Genomic DNA, 16,257 nt, shown 5'->3' on the forward strand with positions numbered 1-16,257 from the left:
AGATGATAGCAAAACCCGAGGGAAGCATGTGGAGCGACGACCAGTGGAAAGCCATTGCGCTGTCGGGCGACGATATGCTGGTTGCAGCTGCGGCAGGTTCAGGGAAAACCGCCGTGCTGGTTGAACGGATCATTCGCAAAATCCTGGACGATGCCGCCGGGTTCAGCGTAGATCGGCTGCTTGTGGCTACCTTTACGAAAGCCGCCGCTGCCGAAATGCGGGGACGGATCCGGGAAGCGCTGGACCGTGAGCTGGACCGGGATCCGGACAATGAGCATATCCGGCGTCAGCTCGCTTTGCTTGGCAGAGCGTCGATTACAACGCTGCACTCCTTCTGCATGGAAGTCATTCGGCGATATTATCAGTTAATACCGCTGGATCCGGGATTCCGCATCCTGAACGAACATGAGGCGGATTTAATGCGGCAGGATATGCTGGAGGAGCTGTTCGAAGAGAAATACGGTGAGGCGGAGGGGGACCCGGAAAGCCGGTTTCTGCGCTTGGCGGACTGGTTCAGCGGCGAGCGAACGGACGATGCGCTGTACCGTCTCGTGCAGCGTCTATACGATTTCTCCCGCAGCCATTCATGGCCGTCACACTGGCTTAGGGAGACAGCCGCCGGCTTTCAGGTGGCCGATACGGAAGCTCTCGGTAACACGCCATGGGTCCAGAGCATCTTGGCTGATGCACGTCTGGCTTTGAACGGAGCGGCAGGGCTGCTGCAGCAAGCCAAGGCCATTGCCATGCAGCCGGGAGGGCCAACACCGTATGCGGACAATCTCGATGAGGACTTGCGACTGGTGGCTTCCCTGCTGGAGGCCATCGATACTTCGCCGTGGGAATCGTTGTACGGCATTTTCCGCGAGGCGTCTTTCGGCAAGCTCAAATCCGTTCGGAAGGATGAGGTGCTGCCGGAGCTGCAGGAGCAGGTCAAGGAACTGCGCGACAACGTGAAGAAAATCGTAAATGAGCTGAAAAATGCATTGTTCGGCCGTCCGGCATCGGAGTTTTTGCGGGAGCTTCATACGGCAGCGCCGCTGATGATGGAGCTGGCCGAGACGGTGATCGCGTTTGGCGAGCGTTACAGGGAGGCCAAGGCGGCCAAAGGCATGGTCGACTTTAACGACCTTGAGCATTACTGCCTCCATATACTTCGCCATCCCGATTCCGTGCCGGGACATATGATGCCTTCCGATGCGGCGATGGAATACCGCGAGCAGTTTGATGAAGTGCTGCTGGATGAATATCAAGATACGAACAGCGTGCAGGAAGACATCGTACGATTGATTTCTCGGGAGATGCCGGGCAACCGGTTTATGGTCGGCGACGTGAAGCAGAGTATTTATCGGTTCCGTCTGGCGGAACCGGGACTGTTTCTCGATAAGTACAAGACGTTTTCTTCCGGGACAGGCACGTCCCAAACAGGCATCCGAATTGATCTGGCCCGTAATTTCCGCAGCCGGATGGAAGTGGTGGACGCCGTCAATTTGCTGTTCCGGCAGATCATGAACGAATCGGTAGCCGAGATTGCCTATGATGAACGGGCCGAGCTTGTATGCGGAGCTTCTTTTCCGGAACAGGAAACGAACGGAGGCGCGAATCCCTACATGCCCGAAATGCTGCTGATCGACCGTGCCGGAAAAGGTCCGGAGGAGCAGTCCGATGAATCGGCTTCCGAAGAGGACGGGGTTCAGCTTGAAGCTGAGGCGCTCGAAATGGAAACCGCCCAGCTGGAAGCCCGCGCCATCGCCCGCAAAATCCGCGAAATGACAGGCGAAAGCGGAAAGCCGCTCATGGTTTACGATAAAGGGTTGAAAACGATGCGGCCCGCCGGGTACGGAGACATGGTCATTTTGCTGCGCTCAGCCATGGTTTGGGCACCGTTAATTATTGAGGAGTTAAGGCTGGAGGGAATACCGGCATTCGGCGAGCAGAACAAGGGATACTTTCAGGCTACGGAAGTGGAAATCATCTTATCGCTGCTGCAGGTGATCGATAATCCGCGGCAGGACATTCCTTTGGCTTCGGTATTGCGCTCGCCCATTCTTGGATTATCCGAGGAAGAGATGGCACAGGTTCGCCTGTGCGCGAAAGGGACTTATTACGATGCGCTGAAGGCAGCGGTCTCGTTAAGCGTCGCGCCGCCGGTCATGGATCCGGCACGCCCTATGGGCTTCGTCGACGGAAAATGGACGCCGGGCGCAGGACTGGAAGGCCTGGCCGAAGCCGCCGCCGGTCATGAGCTCGTAGCAGGCAGCCATCTTTCGGATGCCCCGCTAACGGCGGAGGGCCATGCTATCGAAATATCGGCGGAGCTTGGCGCCAAACTTGGATTGTTTATGGATCGGCTGCAGCGCTGGCGGCAGGAAGCGCGTCAGGGAAGCCTGAGCGATCTGATCTGGGGGATTTACAGCGAAACCGGATATTTGGATTGGGTTGGCGGCTTGCCCGGCGGCAGGCAGCGTCAGGGCAATCTGACCGCCCTATATGACCGGGCCGTGCAGTATGAACAGGACACAGCCTCCAGAGGGCTCTTCCGTTTTCTGACCTTTATCTCGCGTCTCCGCGAGCGCGGCGGGGATCTTGGCACGGCCGGAGGCACGGAAAGCCAGGGCAACGCGGTGCGCCTGATGACCATTCACAAGAGCAAGGGCCTGGAGTTTCCGGTCGTGTTCGTGGCGGGATTGTCCAAAAATTTCAACCAACAGGATTTGAACGCCCCCTTCCTGATGCATAAGGAGCTTGGCTTCGGACCGAAGTTCGTGGATGAAGGCATGCGCGTAAGCTACCCGACGCTGCCAAACCTGGCGATTCGGCGCAGATCGCAGCTGGAGCTGCTGGCCGAGGAGATGCGGGTGCTCTACGTTGCGCTTACACGGCCGAAAGAGAAGATGATCCTGGTCGGCACGGTGAAGGATTTGCCGAAAAAGGTGTCCGCTTGGGCACAGGCCGATTTTAACCCGGAGTTGCTTCTGCCGGATTACGTCCTTGCCCGGGGACGGAGCTACCTGGATTGGATCGGTCCGGCCGTGATACGGCATCCGTCTGCGAGTCCGCTCCGCGGACAGGCGGGATTGCCGGAAGAGACGAGCTCGCGCGCGTTAGCGGCAGACCGATCGCAATGGATATTCTCGATTGAAACGCCGGAATCCCTGGCACAGGGCATGACCGGCATGAGCGATGACGTTCAGGCGGACAGCGAAAATCGAATGATGAAGCTGAATGCCCTGCGCAGCCTCGAGCCTGTTCCGGAATCTGCGATTGCCGAAGCGGAAGAGGAGGGGACGGATGTTCAGCGGGCTTCCATCGATCAGCGGTTGTCGTGGAGTTATCGTTATGAAGCGGTCAGTCAAATATCGGCCAAAACGTCCGTAACGGAGATGAAAAAGCTGCTTGCCCTGCAGGACAGCCCCTCCTTGGATTTATTGGAGGAACGGGCCGTGAAACGCCAGAGCAGGGAAAGTATCGACGCAAGCACCTCCTTCACGCTGAGCCTGCGGCGGCCGAAATTTATGGAGTCCACGAAGCTGACGCCCGCCGAGCGGGGAACCGTCTATCATACCATCATGCAGCATCTGCCGCTTCAACGGCTGGAAGACGCTGCAGAACCGACAGCGGAGATCGAAGAAACCATCCGTTACCTGGTGGAAAAGGAGATCATCACCGGTGAGCAGGCTTCCGCGGTGGAAGCAGCCGAGATTAGCAGCCTTTTTGATTGCGACCTTGGAAAGCGGGTGCTGTCAGCAGAGGATGTCTGGCGCGAGATGCCGTTTTCCTATGCGCTCCCAGCGGCAGAAGCTTATCAGGGGCTGGCTTTTCTGGACCCGATTTCGGAACATTCGGCCCAAGGATTGCCTGAGATGGAGCTGCTGCGGGACGAAACGGTGCTGATTCAAGGGGTTGTGGACTGCATGTTCAGGCATAACGGCCGCCTTGTGCTGCTTGATTATAAGACCGACCGGGTGCTGGAGCATCGCGGCGGCCTGACGGCCTTGGCTGACCAGTATCGTTTTCAGCTGGACCTGTATGCAAAGGCTTTGGAGGATATTTTAGGCGAACCTGTGCATGAGAAATGGCTGTACTTTTTTGATGGGGGACATGCCGTACAGGTATAACCTTTCGGTAAGTTATGTTTTGTTAGACGTTTGAAGCGGGAGAGGAGATTATCGATGCGTATTTTGCATACCGGGGACTGGCATCTGGGGCGCACGCTCGAAGGCCGAAGCCGGCTTGCCGAGCAGGAGCGCTTTCTGGATGAACTGGTTAAGCTGGCGGACGATCAGCAGGCGGACCTGATCCTTATGGCGGGGGATGTTTATGATTCCGTGAATCCGCCTGCGTCAGCCGAGCAGCTGTTTTACGAAGCGGCCGCCAGACTTACGGAGGGAGGCCGCCCCATGGTGGTCATTGCAGGCAACCATGATCAGCCGGAACGGGTTGCATCCGTTACGCCGCTTGTTGCAGCCAGAGGCATCACGCTGATAGGGACACCTATCGCCGATGCGGTAACGGTTGCCACAGCCCGTACCGGAGAAACGGCCAAGATCGCAGCTCTGCCCTACCCGTCAGAGGCCAGGCTCAACGAGCTGTTATCGGTCGACGGGGATGAGGATCAGCTTCGCCGCGCCTACAGCGAGAGAGTCGGAAAACTGATGAGGATGATGGCAAGGGAATTTTCTCCGCAGACGGTCAATCTGGCGATGAGCCATATCTATGTCCTTGGCGGCGTCGAGAGCGATTCCGAGCGTCCGATTCAAGTCGGGGGAGCGTACACGGTCGATCCGTCGGCACTCGCTGTCGGCGCTGCCTATACGGCGCTGGGTCACCTGCATCGTTCCCAGGCTGTGAAAGGGGATGGGATGATCCGCTACAGCGGATCCCCGCTGGCCTACAGCTTCTCGGAAGCGGGACAGGCGAAATCGGTGACCATGGTTGACGTATCGCCGGGAGGAAGTCCCGTGATTGAGGAGCTGTTTCTCAGCAGCGGCCGCCCGCTTGTCCGATGGAAGGCCAAAGGCGGCTTGGATGAAGTCTACCGCTGGCTGGATGAGGGGCGTGATCCCGAGGCTTTCATTGATCTGGAGGTATCCTTAACGGAGGCCATGGGGCTTGCCGATATTCAGCGGCTGCGCAAGAGCAGGGACGGCATCGTCCACATTCGTCCGGTATACCCGGAGATGGAAGCGTTGGAGCTGGAGAGCGAGCGCTCAAGGCTGCCGCTGCCGGACCTGTTCCGAAAGTTCTACCAACGGCAAACCGGGGGAGCTGAGCCTGAGGATCACCTGGTCGATTTGTTTCTGGAGCTGGTTGAGGAAGAGGAGTCTGAGTCTGACGGCACGGAGGTGAAGTCTTAGAATGAAGCCGATTTTGTTGAAGTTATCCGGACTGCAGAGCTACCGAAGCACGCAGGAGATTGATTTCGAAACGTTGTGCGAAACCGGGCTCTTCGGTATTTTCGGACCGACGGGCAGCGGGAAATCCACGCTGCTGGATGCGATTACCTTAGCCATGTACGGAAAAGTGGAGCGCGCGGTTAACGGAACCCAGGGCATCATGAACCACTCGGAGGACGGTCTGTCCGTCTCCTTTACGTTTGAGTTGTCTTCCGCGGCTGGGCTGGAGCGATACCGGGTAGAGCGCAGGTTCAAACGGGTAAACGAGCTTTCCATCAGCAATACGGTGAGCCGTTTCATTCGCGTTACCCCCGAAGGGGATCAGGTGGTGGCGGATAAATTGGCCGAGGTCACCCGCTGCGTCGAAGAGAAAATCGGGCTCAAAATGGACGATTTTACCCGTGCGGTCGTGCTTCCACAGGGAAAGTTCGCCGAATTCCTTTCCCTGAAGGGGAGCGAACGCCGGCAGATGCTGCAGCGGTTGTTCCATTTGGAACGGTACGGGGATCAGCTTGCGATCAAGCTCAGCCGCCGTGTTAAGGATACGGAGGGTTCTCTGAAATCGGTCGAAGCGGAACAGCAGGGTCTTGGAAGTGCAGGCAAGGAAGCTTTGGCGGAAGCAACTGCGGTGCTGGAACATGCCAAGAAACACGCGGCGTTATCCCGCAATCAACTCCAAGCCGCCATGGAAGCCCATGAAGCTATGGGAAAAATTCGCGAGCTGGATATGGAAAAGCGGCGGCTGCAGGGGAAGCTGGACGAGCTTGCCCAGCATGAGGAAGAGATGCAGCGGTTGGAACGCCGCCTTGAGCTGACAGGGGCTGCGGCCGCCGTTCTCCCCGCGCTTGAGGCATGGCGCGAATCCGGCAAGGCATGGGATCAGCGGCGGCGGACTGCCGAAGGGCTCCTGGCGCAAGCCGCGTCCGCCCAGCAGGCAGCCGAGCAGGCGGTGAAGGCGGATGAAGCCGCCCAAGCTGCGCTTCGGGCCGAGGAACCGAAGCTGGTGCTTCGGGAGCAGCAGCTGGAGCAGGCCGTTTTATTGCAGCGGGAACGTGATGCATTACGGGAAGAACTGGCCAAGCTGGATGCGCAGCGAACGAAAGCGCGCCAAGAGCGCGAAGGGGTAACCGCTCTGCTGCATAAGGAGCAGGAGCTGCTCGAACGAGGCCGCAGGCGGCAGGAGGAGCTGCAGGGCAAGCTGAAAGGGCTGGAGACCCGCTCAGGGGAGCGCCAGGCGCTTCATTTGGCGATGCAGAAGGTTCAAGCGCTTGAGGCTGTCCGAAGGCAGAAGCACAAGTCCGAGCTCGAACTGAAATCGCAGGAGGGCAAGCTGAAGGAGCTCGAGGCCAGATTGGGTACCATGCAGAAGCAGGAGCAGGAGCTGCAGCGCGATTACATACAGCTCTCCATGCAGGCTGACGGCTTGCAGCGTGACGCAGCCGAAGCATCGGCATTTGCCGATCGGATCGCCGCCGCCGCAGTCGAGGTAAGCCAGGCGATGAGCCGATCGCTTCGGGACAGACAGCTTCATGCGCTGTCCCTTTCGCTGGCCGCCGAGCTCCGGCCAGGCGAGCCTTGTCCCGTGTGCGGAAGTCAGCATCATCCGCAACCGGCCGTTTCGGCAGGACAGCCTGAAGAGACTTTGGATGAGGGCATGGACCGGCTGACGCGGATCACGCATCAAATCCAGGAAGCCAGACTGACTCTGCGGGGGCAGCATAACGAAGCGGAGTCGCTGGCGAGTCAATCGCGTTCGCAGATCGGCACTTTCGCAGAAGGCGAATTGATTGACGCGATTTCCTTCAGGCAGAGCGGATCGATGGAAGCCGCGGTAACCGCCATGCCTGTCGCTGAAGGGCCGTACGACGCGGAAAAGCTTGCTTCGGATACAGCCTGGCTCATAGAAGCGGCTGATGCTCAAGCTGCTGCCATCGGACAATGCCGAGCGGAAGTTTCCAAGGTGCAGCAGAGTCTCCTGGCATGTCGGCAGGAGCTGATGAAACAGAGCGCCGCGCTGGAGAATGGGCAAGCGGCAGAGCACCAGATGCGGGATCAGTTAGCCGGGTTGGAAACCGAAGCTGCGGACATTTTGGCTTCCTGGCAGGAAAACAAGCCGGAATTTCCTTTGGAAGAGGCAGCTGCCCGTTTTCAGCTCATGCAAGAGAAGGACGCGGAATCCGAATCGATTAAGGAAGGGCTCGAGCGCAGCGTTCCATTCATCGAAGAGAAAAAGGAGGCCGTCCTCCGCTTGGAGCAGCAGCTGCTTGAGCTCGAAAAGCTGCAGATTCAATGGGATGCGCAGCGGGAAGGAAAGGCGGATGGCCTGAAGGATAAAGAAGAGCGGCTTCAGGCTTGGATCGGAGACCGGTCGGCCGAGGAAATGCTGGGCGAGTGCAGGTCCAGGATGAAGCTGCTGAAGGAGTCCGCGGAAGAAGCCAGGAGCGAATGCAGGAAGGCAGAGGAGGCGGCTCGGCATGCAGCCAAGGAAGCGGCGCTTGCGGAACAGGCGGAAAGAGCCGCGCAGGAGCAGCACGTGGCTGCCAAGCTTGCCTGGGAGAACCAGCTGGCCGCCTCTCCGTTCGCTACGGAGCATGCCGTCATGGAAGCCTGCTTGACCCCGGAAGAAAGCGAACGATGTGCCCAGCTCGTGAAAGCGCATCGGGACGGGCAGCGGGAATGGACCCTGAGGCTTCGCGACGTCGAGCTGAAGCTTGGCACCCGCCCGTTCCAAGAAGAGGACTGGGAACGGTGCACAGCCGAGCTTCAGGCGGCCCGTGCAACCGACGAGGAAGCGCTGCAGGCGAGAGCCCGGGCGGAGCGGGATTTGGAAGACTTGAACCAGCGTCACGTCCGGTTCATGGAATTGGAAGAGCGGCGCCTAAACCTCCAGCGAGAGAGCGAACGCTTGTCCAAATTGCAGTCCTGCTTGCGCGGCAACGCGTTTGTTGAATATATTGCGGAAGAACAGCTGATGCAGGTGAGCCAGTCGGCCTCCCAGCGTCTTCGCTATTTGACCAAGCAGCGCTACTCGCTTGAGGTGGATTCCGGCGGAGGTTTTGTCATTCGGGACGATGCCAACGGCGGCGTCCGGCGTCCGGTATCCACTTTATCCGGCGGCGAGACGTTCCTGACCTCATTGGCCTTGGCTTTGGCGCTCTCCGCCCAAATCCAGCTGCGCGGGCAATATCCGCTGCAATTCTTTTTCCTCGACGAAGGATTCGGCACGCTGGATCCGGAGCTGCTGGAGACGGTCATCACCGCGCTTGAGCGCCTCCATACCGATAAGCTAACCGTCGGCATCATCAGCCATGTGCCCGAGCTTCGGGCACGCCTGCCGCGCAAGCTGGTGGTACAGCCGGCGGAACAGGCGGGAGCGGGATCCCGGATTGCAATCGAATCGATGTAGCCGCAAAACATAAGGCGGTGTGATTTAAATCACGGAAACAGCAACAAGGGGCTGTTATAGTACAGATAAGCCGACATATAGAAGAAGCACCGGGCTGGCGCTTGATCATGAGAGATTCCTTTCTTTTCCCTTGCTCTCGTGATGAAGCGCCTCCTTACTGGACAGCTGCGTTCCAGGGGTGCTTCTCTTTTTTTTATATGGATCATCTTCCATTGATTGGACGCACTGCCCGATTTCTTATATGATAAAAGCATGTAAACGTATGAAAGGGGTAACCGCGAATGGATTGTGTTTTTTGTAAAATCGTAGAAGGTGAGCTTCCTTCCACGAAGATACTCGAGAATGATAAGGTGCTCGTATTTCAAAACATCAACCCGGAAGCGCCGGTTCATGTCTTGATCATTCCGAAGAAGCATATCGCTTCCATGAACGATATTGGGGATGAGGACCTGCTGCTGATTGGCGAGATGCACAAAGCGGCTAAAGAGGCCGCGGCCAAGCTGGGCATTGCGGAGAGCGGTTATCGGTTAATTAACAACTGTGGTCGCGATGGGGAACAAACGGTGTTCCACGTGCACTATCACCTGATGGGCGGCCGCCGCTTAGGCGCATTAACCGGCATTTCCCCGGCTCATACATAATTTCTTGCATAGGAAGAAATATATCAGCCTCGCAGCGCATGGCCGCCGCGGGGGTGTTTCCATTGCACGGACTATCGTAAATTAAACGCCCAAGGTTGACACCCTATTTCGGTTTGCCCTATAATGAAGTTTGATGAACCGTGTTAATGCTCTTGGACGGTCTGGTCGGAGGGAGGGAAAACTGGTGTCTGAAACTAAAGTTCGCAAAAACGAGACAATTGATGCTGCACTTCGTCGCTTCAAGCGTTCCATTGCTAAAGATGGCGTATTGGCTGAAGTGAAGAAACGCAAGCATTATGAAAAGCCAAGCGTAAAGCGCAAGAAAAAGTCCGAGGCTGCTCGTAAGAGAAAGTTTTAGGAGGATCTGAACTAGCATGAATCTTAGCGAACGATTGAACGAAGATATGAAGCAAGCGATGAAGAGTAAGGACAAGTTCAAACTCTCAACGATTCGAATGGTTCGTTCGACGATAAAAAATCTTGAAATAGATTTGAAACGAAGTTTGGATGACAACGAAGTGCTTGATATTTTTAGTCGTGAAATCAAACAGCGCAAAGATGCCCTCCAAGAATTTGAAAAAGCGGGACGCGACGATCTTGCCGCCGATGCAAAAGCAGAAATTGAGCTCCTTAGCGCCTACCTCCCGGAACAGCTTACTGAAGAAGAAATTAAAGTCATTGTACAGCAGACCATCCAGGAAACCGGTGCTTCTTCAAAAGCCGAGATGGGTAAAGTAATGAGCGCTCTCATGCCGAAAGTTAAAGGGCGTGCAGACGGAAAGCTTGTCAATCAAGTTGTTCAACAATTTCTGTAACAACATAAGTGAAACACCCCTTGTTTTCTCAAGGGGTGTTTTTTCTTTGTCGTGAAGGAGCAGGGCTTGGAGAAGCCGAGCGCCTTGATCGATGGTTTTTTCCATGGATGGGCATACTTTTTGAAACGAAATCGTTTCTGATTCGTAATAACTACCATATGGGTGCAAGTAGATACATATGCTTATGCAAGAGGCAGGCCGCTGAACCTGTTTTGTCGAAATGAAGGTAGAGGTGGCCGAATTAAGTCGAAAAGGAGGGGAAAAGATGAGTAGAAAGTTGTGGATGCGCAGATTCCTGACATTAACAGCAGCGGTCGTGATGATGCTGATATCGATCGGAATGTATGCAGCACCGATGAAATCCGCGATGGCGGCTAACATCGGGTCGGTGTACGTCATTCCGGTGAAGCAGCCGATCGAACGCGGCTTAACCAGCTTTATGGAACGCGGATTTAAGGAAGCCAAAGAGATGGCGGCAGGACTGATCGTCCTGGAAATCGATACGCCGGGCGGTCTTGTCGACCAAGCTGGTGAAATTGCTACCTTGATGAAAGACAGCGAGATTCCGATCGTGGCTTACATTACGGGCGATGCGGCATCGGCCGGCAGTTACATCGCACTCAATGCAGACAAGATTGCCATGTCCGAGGGCAGCATGATCGGCGCGGCTTATATGGTGGATGCCAGAGGCAATCGGATCGAAGATGCCAAGCTGGTTTCCTGGTGGAAGAGCAAGATGGCAGGAGCTGCCGAGGCGGGTGGTCGAAACAAAGAAATCGCGATGGGCATGGCAGATATCAATCTGAAGGTCGATATGCCTGAAATCGAATTGACGAAACAACCTGGCGAGGGTCTATCCTTGATGCATGATGAAGCGCTGAAGACTGGTTACGCAGACACGATTGCGAACAGCACCGAAGAGGTCATCACATGGATGGACTACTCCACGCAGGACGTATTCCGGATGGAGCCGACGTTCTCGGAGAAGCTGGCTACATTTCTTACGCATCCCGGGGTCATGACGCTGCTGTTGTTCATCGGTATCGCCGGCGTGATTATCGAAGTCATTGTTCCAGGCTTCGGCGTGCCGGGGATTCTTGGTGTGGTTGCATTCGTGCTCTATTTCTTCGGCAATCAGGTGGCCGGATTTGCCGGTTGGGAGACCTGGCTGCTGTTTGTGATCGGTATCGTGATGCTGGCGATGGAGCTGTTTGTGCCAAGCTTCGGGATACTGGGCATCATAGGCTCAGCCAGCTTGATTGCCGGCGTCGTCATGGCGGCCTATAGCACCTCTCATGTTGCTCTGTCCCTTGGGGTTGCGGCGGCATCGGCCCTGGTGGCCATCATTGTGGTTGCCCTCGTATTCAAGGAACGGGGAGTATGGCGCAAGTTCATACTCAGCGACAGCTTATCGAAGGAACAGGGGTATATTCCGAATGAAGACCGGGATGTACTGATCGGCCTGATCGGAACTTCGATTACCCCGCTTAGGCCGGCTGGGACGATGGAACTTGAGGGACGGCGCCTTGATGTGGTTACCCTTGGCGGATTCATCGATTCCGGCCGACCGGTCCGCGTCATCAAGACGGACGGTACCCGAATTGTGGTAGAGGAAGAAAAAGGGTGAACCTCTGCGCGGAATTGTGTAGTATTAAAAGTGCCCGTGTTTAAACGTTCTGCGTGATGAAGGCAAATATTCAATATTGGAGGGTAAACGAATATGGAATTGGATGGTTCTTTGGTACCGATTCTTCTAATCGGGGTTGTCGCGATTATCCTGCTTAGCGTGTTTTTCAGTTTCTTCCCGTTAATGCTCTGGATCTCGGCGCTCGCTTCCGGCGTGCGCATCGGGATTATTACATTGGTGGCTATGCGCCTGCGGCGCGTAACGCCAAGCCGGATCGTGAATCCGCTCATCAAGGCCACGAAGGCAGGACTTGGTCTTAATATCAACCAGCTGGAGAGTCACTATCTAGCAGGTGGTAACGTAGACCGGGTGGTCAATGCCTTGATTGCAGCCCAACGCGCGAATATTCCGCTCGAGTTTGAAAGAGCTGCTGCGATCGACCTTGCTGGACGCGATGTACTGCAGGCGGTGCAAATGAGCGTTAACCCGCGCGTGATCGAAACGCCGGTCGTAGCAGCCGTGGCGAGAGACGGTATTGAAGTGAAGGTTAAAGCCCGCGTTACCGTGCGTGCCAACATCGACCGTTTGGTCGGGGGCGCAGGGGAAGAAACGATCATCGCCCGTGTCGGCGAAGGTATCGTAACCACGGTCGGTTCAAGTAATTCCCATAAAGACGTGCTGGAGAATCCGGATTCGATCTCAAGAACCGTGCTGTCCAAAGGCTTGGATGCGGGCACTGCGTTTGAAATCCTGTCCATCGATATCGCGGACGTCGACGTAGGCAAAAACATCGGTGCTTACCTGCAGACCGAACAGGCGGAAGCCGACAAGCGCATTGCCCAAGCGAAGGCGGAAGAGCGCCGTGCCATGGCGGTAGCGCAAGAGCAGGAGATGAAGGCCCGCGTCGTGGAAATGAGAGCGCGCGTGGTGGAATCGGAATCCCAAGTTCCGCTGGCGATGGCCGAAGCGCTTCGCAGCGGCCAGCTGGGCGTGATGGATTATATGAACCTGAAGAATATCGAAGCCGATACGCAAATGAGAGGTTCCTTCGGTAAGATGGGTGAGAATAATGACAACTCCGGAGACAACAAAACCAAGTAACCACGATGAGGTGAGCCTATAGTGAGCTGGTTAATCGAAAATTTTTACATTGTAGCTGTTATAGGCTTCTTCATCATCTCCGCCCTCGGAAAGCGCGGCAAGAACGCTGAGGACGGGAAAAACCCCCGTATGCCATCCTTCGGCGGCGAAGGGGACCGTCCTGCAAGACCGGGGCAGCAGCGGCCACAGCGGCCTGAAGCAAGACGGGTACAGACCGCTCCGCAAGTCTCCCGTCCGGCACCTGTTCAGGAAAGCCCCCGGATCGACAGGATCGATGAGGAAGAAGCGGATACCGGAAACGGATATTCTCTTGAGCATCAAGAGATTGACCGAATGAAACGAAGGCTTGAAATGAGTTCGAGCCACGACAGTATGGATCATCGAATCGAGATGATGCAGAGGGATCTGGACCGGATCCACTCCCATCTGAATCGGATGACACTCGATATACCGGAAACCGTTGTCGAAATCCACGACGAGGATCAGGAACAGGGCAAGAATGGCCGATCGGTTCTTGCTGAACAGGCTCGAAACGGCATTGTGTGGGCTGAGATATTGGGTCCCCCGCGCGCCAAACGCTCCATGAATCCTCGCCGGTAAACGGCGGGCGCGTCTGAGGTGTTCAGAGCCATAGGTTAGGGTAAGTTTTTAGAAATTAGCTGCGATTCATAGATTCTTAGATTCATAGAAGCGGGAGACCGCCTCGTCAGATTTTTGACGGGGCGGTCTTTTTACTTTTCATCTCATAAAACGGCTGCCTGGGGCATAAGGTGTACAGTACAGGAAGGGGGAAAGTCTCCATATGTCCCGCATCAGCCGCAAGCTGCAGAAATGGACCCAAGAAATGCTTGATTTGCCACAGGACCTGTTATTTGATTTACCGCGGTTGACCCTGATTGGCAATAAAGAGCTGCATATCGAAAACCATCGCGGAGTCCGGCATTTTTCCGAGGAACGACTTGTGTTGTCATTAACGCAGGGTTCTTTGGAGATTTCCGGGACCGGGCTTGCGATTCAGGCCATTCAAAGCCATGAAGTGACCATCATTGGCACCATTCATAATATTCAATACATAGGATTGGGGGAGAAACCGTGAAGATTCCGACGATGATCCATCTTCGAGGATATTTGAAGCTCGCCGTTCGCGGTGAGCATGTGGAAGCATTCATCAATTCATTGGCGGAGGCCGGAACCCCGGTTTGGGATGTAACACCGACAGGGGCGCATTCAGCAGAGTTTAAGCTGCTGCTGAAAGATTTCAAAGGGCTCCGTCCGCTGTTAAAACGGACAGGCTGCCGTACGCGCATCAAGGAGCGTTTTGGTTATCCTTTTCAAGCACGACGTCTGCTCAAACGCAAAGCTTTTGTTATCGGCGTCGTTGCGTTTTTTATGATTCTGCTGACGCTTTCGTCCATGGTATGGAACGTGGAAGTCGAGGGGAATGAGACGATTGCGTCGGAAGATGTGCTGGATGCGGCCAAACAGGAGGGCATTTATCCGTTTCAATGGATATTTAAGCTGCAATCGATGGACAAGCTGTCCGGCAATATGACCGTCCGTCTTCCGGGAACCTCTTGGGTAGGGGTGGAACGCAACGGGACGCGCATACGCATTCAGATCGTCGAGGCAGCCGTGCCGGAGAAACCGCCTCTCCAGAGCCCAAGGCATCTGATCAGTACCCAGGACGCGGTAATTACTCACATGTACGCAGAGAAGGGGGTTCCTAAAGTAGGGATCAACAGCCGGGTGAAGAAGGGCGACATTCTGATCTCCGGGGTTCTTGGGGATGAGGAGAACTCGGAAAGAGTCGTAGCCAAGGGGGAAGTGAGAGGCCTGGTATGGCATGAATACGATATCGAAATTCCGTTGGTAAAAACGCATAAGGTCTATACGGGCGAAGGAAAGAAACGCTCCTATATCGTGTTCGGGGATCGTGCCGTTCAGTTGTGGGGCTACGGGGAAATCCCGTATTCGCAGCAGGAGACCCTGACCTTCTATGATCCGCTGACTTGGAGGACGCGCGTGCTGCCGCTCGGCTGGATGACGGAAAAAATCATGGAGGTCACCGAGGTCCAGCGGACCATTAACGAGGATGAAGCCAAAAAAGAGGGAATCGAGGGGGCACGCCGCGATATTTTGGCGAAATATGGGACCGATTCAAGATTCGTAAGCCAAAAAATTTTGCATGATAAGAAAGAGAATGGTAAAGTTTATATGAAAGTGCTTTTTGAGGTGGAAGAGACCATCGCGAAAGAACTTCCCATAGTATACGATCAAGGAGAATGAGGCTATTTGTCACAGCAAACGACCAGCATTCAAATTTTACTTCAAAGCGCGTCAGAAGGTCTGTCCTTATTCGGACCACAAGATACATTTCTAAAATTAATCGAAAAAGAGATTCCTGCGACGATCGATTCACGGGAAGCCGTCATCACGATTCGGGGACAACACCGAAATGTGGAGAGTCTTCAGCAGCTGTTTGAAGTGCTGCTCCAGCTTGTGCGCAACGGCTACATTTTGACCGAGCGTGATATTCTTTATGCTGTAGAACTTGCCAAGGATCTGAGAGCCGATCAGCTGCTGGATCTGTACAAGGGCGAGATTACGACAACTTTCAAAGGTAAGCCTATTCGAGTAAAAACCATCGGTCAGAAGCACTATGTGACCACCATCAAGAAGCGGGACATCGTATTCGGCATCGGTCCTGCCGGAACAGGGAAGACCTATTTGGCCGTCGTTCTGGCCGTAGCCGCGCTGAAGGAAGGATCCGTCAAAAGAATCATTCTGACAAGGCCCGCGGTGGAGGCCGGAGAGAGCCTGGGCTTCCTGCCCGGAGACCTGCAAGAGAAGGTTGACCCTTATCTGAGACCTTTATACGATGCCTTATACGACGTCATGGGCCCGGATCAAACGGCCAAGGCGCTGGAGCGAGGGTTGATCGAAATCGCGCCGCTCGCGTACATGCGCGGACGGACGCTGGACGACTCGTTTATTATTTTGGATGAAGCACAGAACACCACGCCGGAACAGATGAAGATGTTTCTGACACGGCTCGGATTCGGTTCGAAGATGGTCATTACAGGGGACGTGACCCAGATTGACCTGCCGCGGGGGAAAAAATCAGGACTTATCGAAGCTAAAACGATATTAAGCGGAATTGAGGAAGTCGGATTCGTCTATTTTGCCGAACAGGATGTTGTACGTCATTCCTTAGTACAAAAAATCATCGTCGCTTATGATAAAGCAGCAGAAAACCAAGATTAAAGGGGATTGT

General features: G+C 55.2%; 12 protein-coding genes. All 12 read left to right on the forward strand.

Translation table 11 applies throughout. The features are described from left to right. The first annotated feature begins 2 nt into the window (after positions 1-2). The 12 genes from addA (at position 3) to MHI43_RS08860 (ending at position 16,247) form a co-directional block, all read left to right on the forward strand. Positions 3-4,115: a helicase-exonuclease AddAB subunit AddA gene (gene addA / locus MHI43_RS08805; RefSeq protein WP_036666183.1), complete on the forward strand. Its 4,113-nt coding sequence runs from the start codon at positions 3-5 to the stop codon at positions 4,113-4,115. Positions 4,116-4,169: 54 nt separating this feature from the next. Next, positions 4,170-5,354 carry an exonuclease SbcCD subunit D gene (locus MHI43_RS08810; RefSeq protein ID WP_015734192.1) on the forward strand — a complete coding sequence of 395 codons (1,185 nt, stop codon included), beginning with the start codon at positions 4,170-4,172 and terminating at the stop codon, positions 5,352-5,354. A gap of 1 nt (position 5,355) precedes the next feature. After that, positions 5,356-8,799, forward strand: coding sequence for an AAA family ATPase (locus MHI43_RS08815; RefSeq protein ID WP_036666071.1), 3,444 nt, complete (start codon positions 5,356-5,358; stop codon positions 8,797-8,799). A 281-nt stretch (positions 8,800-9,080) separates the two neighbouring features. Next, positions 9,081-9,440: a histidine triad nucleotide-binding protein gene (locus tag MHI43_RS08820; protein WP_015734194.1), complete on the forward strand. Its 360-nt coding sequence runs from the start codon at positions 9,081-9,083 to the stop codon at positions 9,438-9,440. 184 nt (positions 9,441-9,624) lie between these two features. Then, positions 9,625-9,798, forward strand: a complete 174-nt coding sequence (gene rpsU / locus MHI43_RS08825) for a 30S ribosomal protein S21 (RefSeq protein WP_005547957.1) — start codon at positions 9,625-9,627, stop codon at positions 9,796-9,798. Positions 9,799-9,814: 16 nt separating this feature from the next. Further along, positions 9,815-10,255: a GatB/YqeY domain-containing protein gene (locus MHI43_RS08830; RefSeq protein WP_006209020.1), complete on the forward strand. Its 441-nt coding sequence runs from the start codon at positions 9,815-9,817 to the stop codon at positions 10,253-10,255. 265 nt (positions 10,256-10,520) lie between these two features. Next, entirely contained in the window at positions 10,521-11,882 is a 1,362-nt protein-coding gene (locus MHI43_RS08835) for a nodulation protein NfeD (RefSeq protein WP_036666068.1), read from the forward strand. Between the two features lie 93 nt (positions 11,883-11,975). Further along, a complete protein-coding gene (gene floA / locus MHI43_RS08840; protein ID WP_036666067.1) occupies positions 11,976-12,983 on the forward strand; it encodes a flotillin-like protein FloA in 1,008 nt (335 codons plus the stop codon). Positions 12,984-13,004: 21 nt separating this feature from the next. Continuing rightward, positions 13,005-13,583 carry a hypothetical protein gene (locus tag MHI43_RS08845; protein WP_036666065.1) on the forward strand — a complete coding sequence of 193 codons (579 nt, stop codon included), beginning with the start codon at positions 13,005-13,007 and terminating at the stop codon, positions 13,581-13,583. Positions 13,584-13,785: 202 nt separating this feature from the next. Further along, a complete protein-coding gene (yqfC, locus tag MHI43_RS08850) occupies positions 13,786-14,079 on the forward strand; it encodes a sporulation protein YqfC (protein ID WP_009590797.1) in 294 nt (97 codons plus the stop codon). Beyond that, on the forward strand, positions 14,076-15,269 hold the full coding sequence (yqfD, locus tag MHI43_RS08855; RefSeq protein ID WP_036666064.1) for a sporulation protein YqfD: 1,194 nt from the start codon (positions 14,076-14,078) through the stop codon (positions 15,267-15,269). Before yqfC ends, yqfD begins: the two co-directional genes overlap by 4 nt. A 6-nt stretch (positions 15,270-15,275) precedes the next feature. Beyond that, a complete protein-coding gene (locus MHI43_RS08860; protein ID WP_009590792.1) occupies positions 15,276-16,247 on the forward strand; it encodes a PhoH family protein in 972 nt (323 codons plus the stop codon). Positions 16,248-16,257 lie beyond the last annotated feature (10 nt).

It is taken from the genome of Paenibacillus sp. FSL H8-0457, from assembly GCF_038051935.1.
GTDB classification, from domain to species: Bacteria; Bacillota; Bacilli; order Paenibacillales; family Paenibacillaceae; genus Paenibacillus_AQ; species Paenibacillus_AQ lautus_A.

Coding starts and splice junctions, on each gene's coding strand:
- MHI43_RS08835 (WP_036666068.1), top strand. CDS start 10,521: ATGAGTAGAAAGTTGTGGATGCGCAGATTCCTGACATTAACAGCAGCG.
- MHI43_RS08810 (WP_015734192.1), top strand. CDS start 4,170: ATGCGTATTTTGCATACCGGGGACTGGCATCTGGGGCGCACGCTCGAA.
- yqfC (WP_009590797.1), top strand. CDS start 13,786: ATGTCCCGCATCAGCCGCAAGCTGCAGAAATGGACCCAAGAAATGCTT.
- floA (WP_036666067.1), top strand. CDS start 11,976: ATGGAATTGGATGGTTCTTTGGTACCGATTCTTCTAATCGGGGTTGTC.
- MHI43_RS08820 (WP_015734194.1), top strand. CDS start 9,081: ATGGATTGTGTTTTTTGTAAAATCGTAGAAGGTGAGCTTCCTTCCACG.
- MHI43_RS08815 (WP_036666071.1), top strand. CDS start 5,356: ATGAAGCCGATTTTGTTGAAGTTATCCGGACTGCAGAGCTACCGAAGC.
- MHI43_RS08830 (WP_006209020.1), top strand. CDS start 9,815: ATGAATCTTAGCGAACGATTGAACGAAGATATGAAGCAAGCGATGAAG.
- addA (WP_036666183.1), top strand. CDS start 3: ATGATAGCAAAACCCGAGGGAAGCATGTGGAGCGACGACCAGTGGAAA.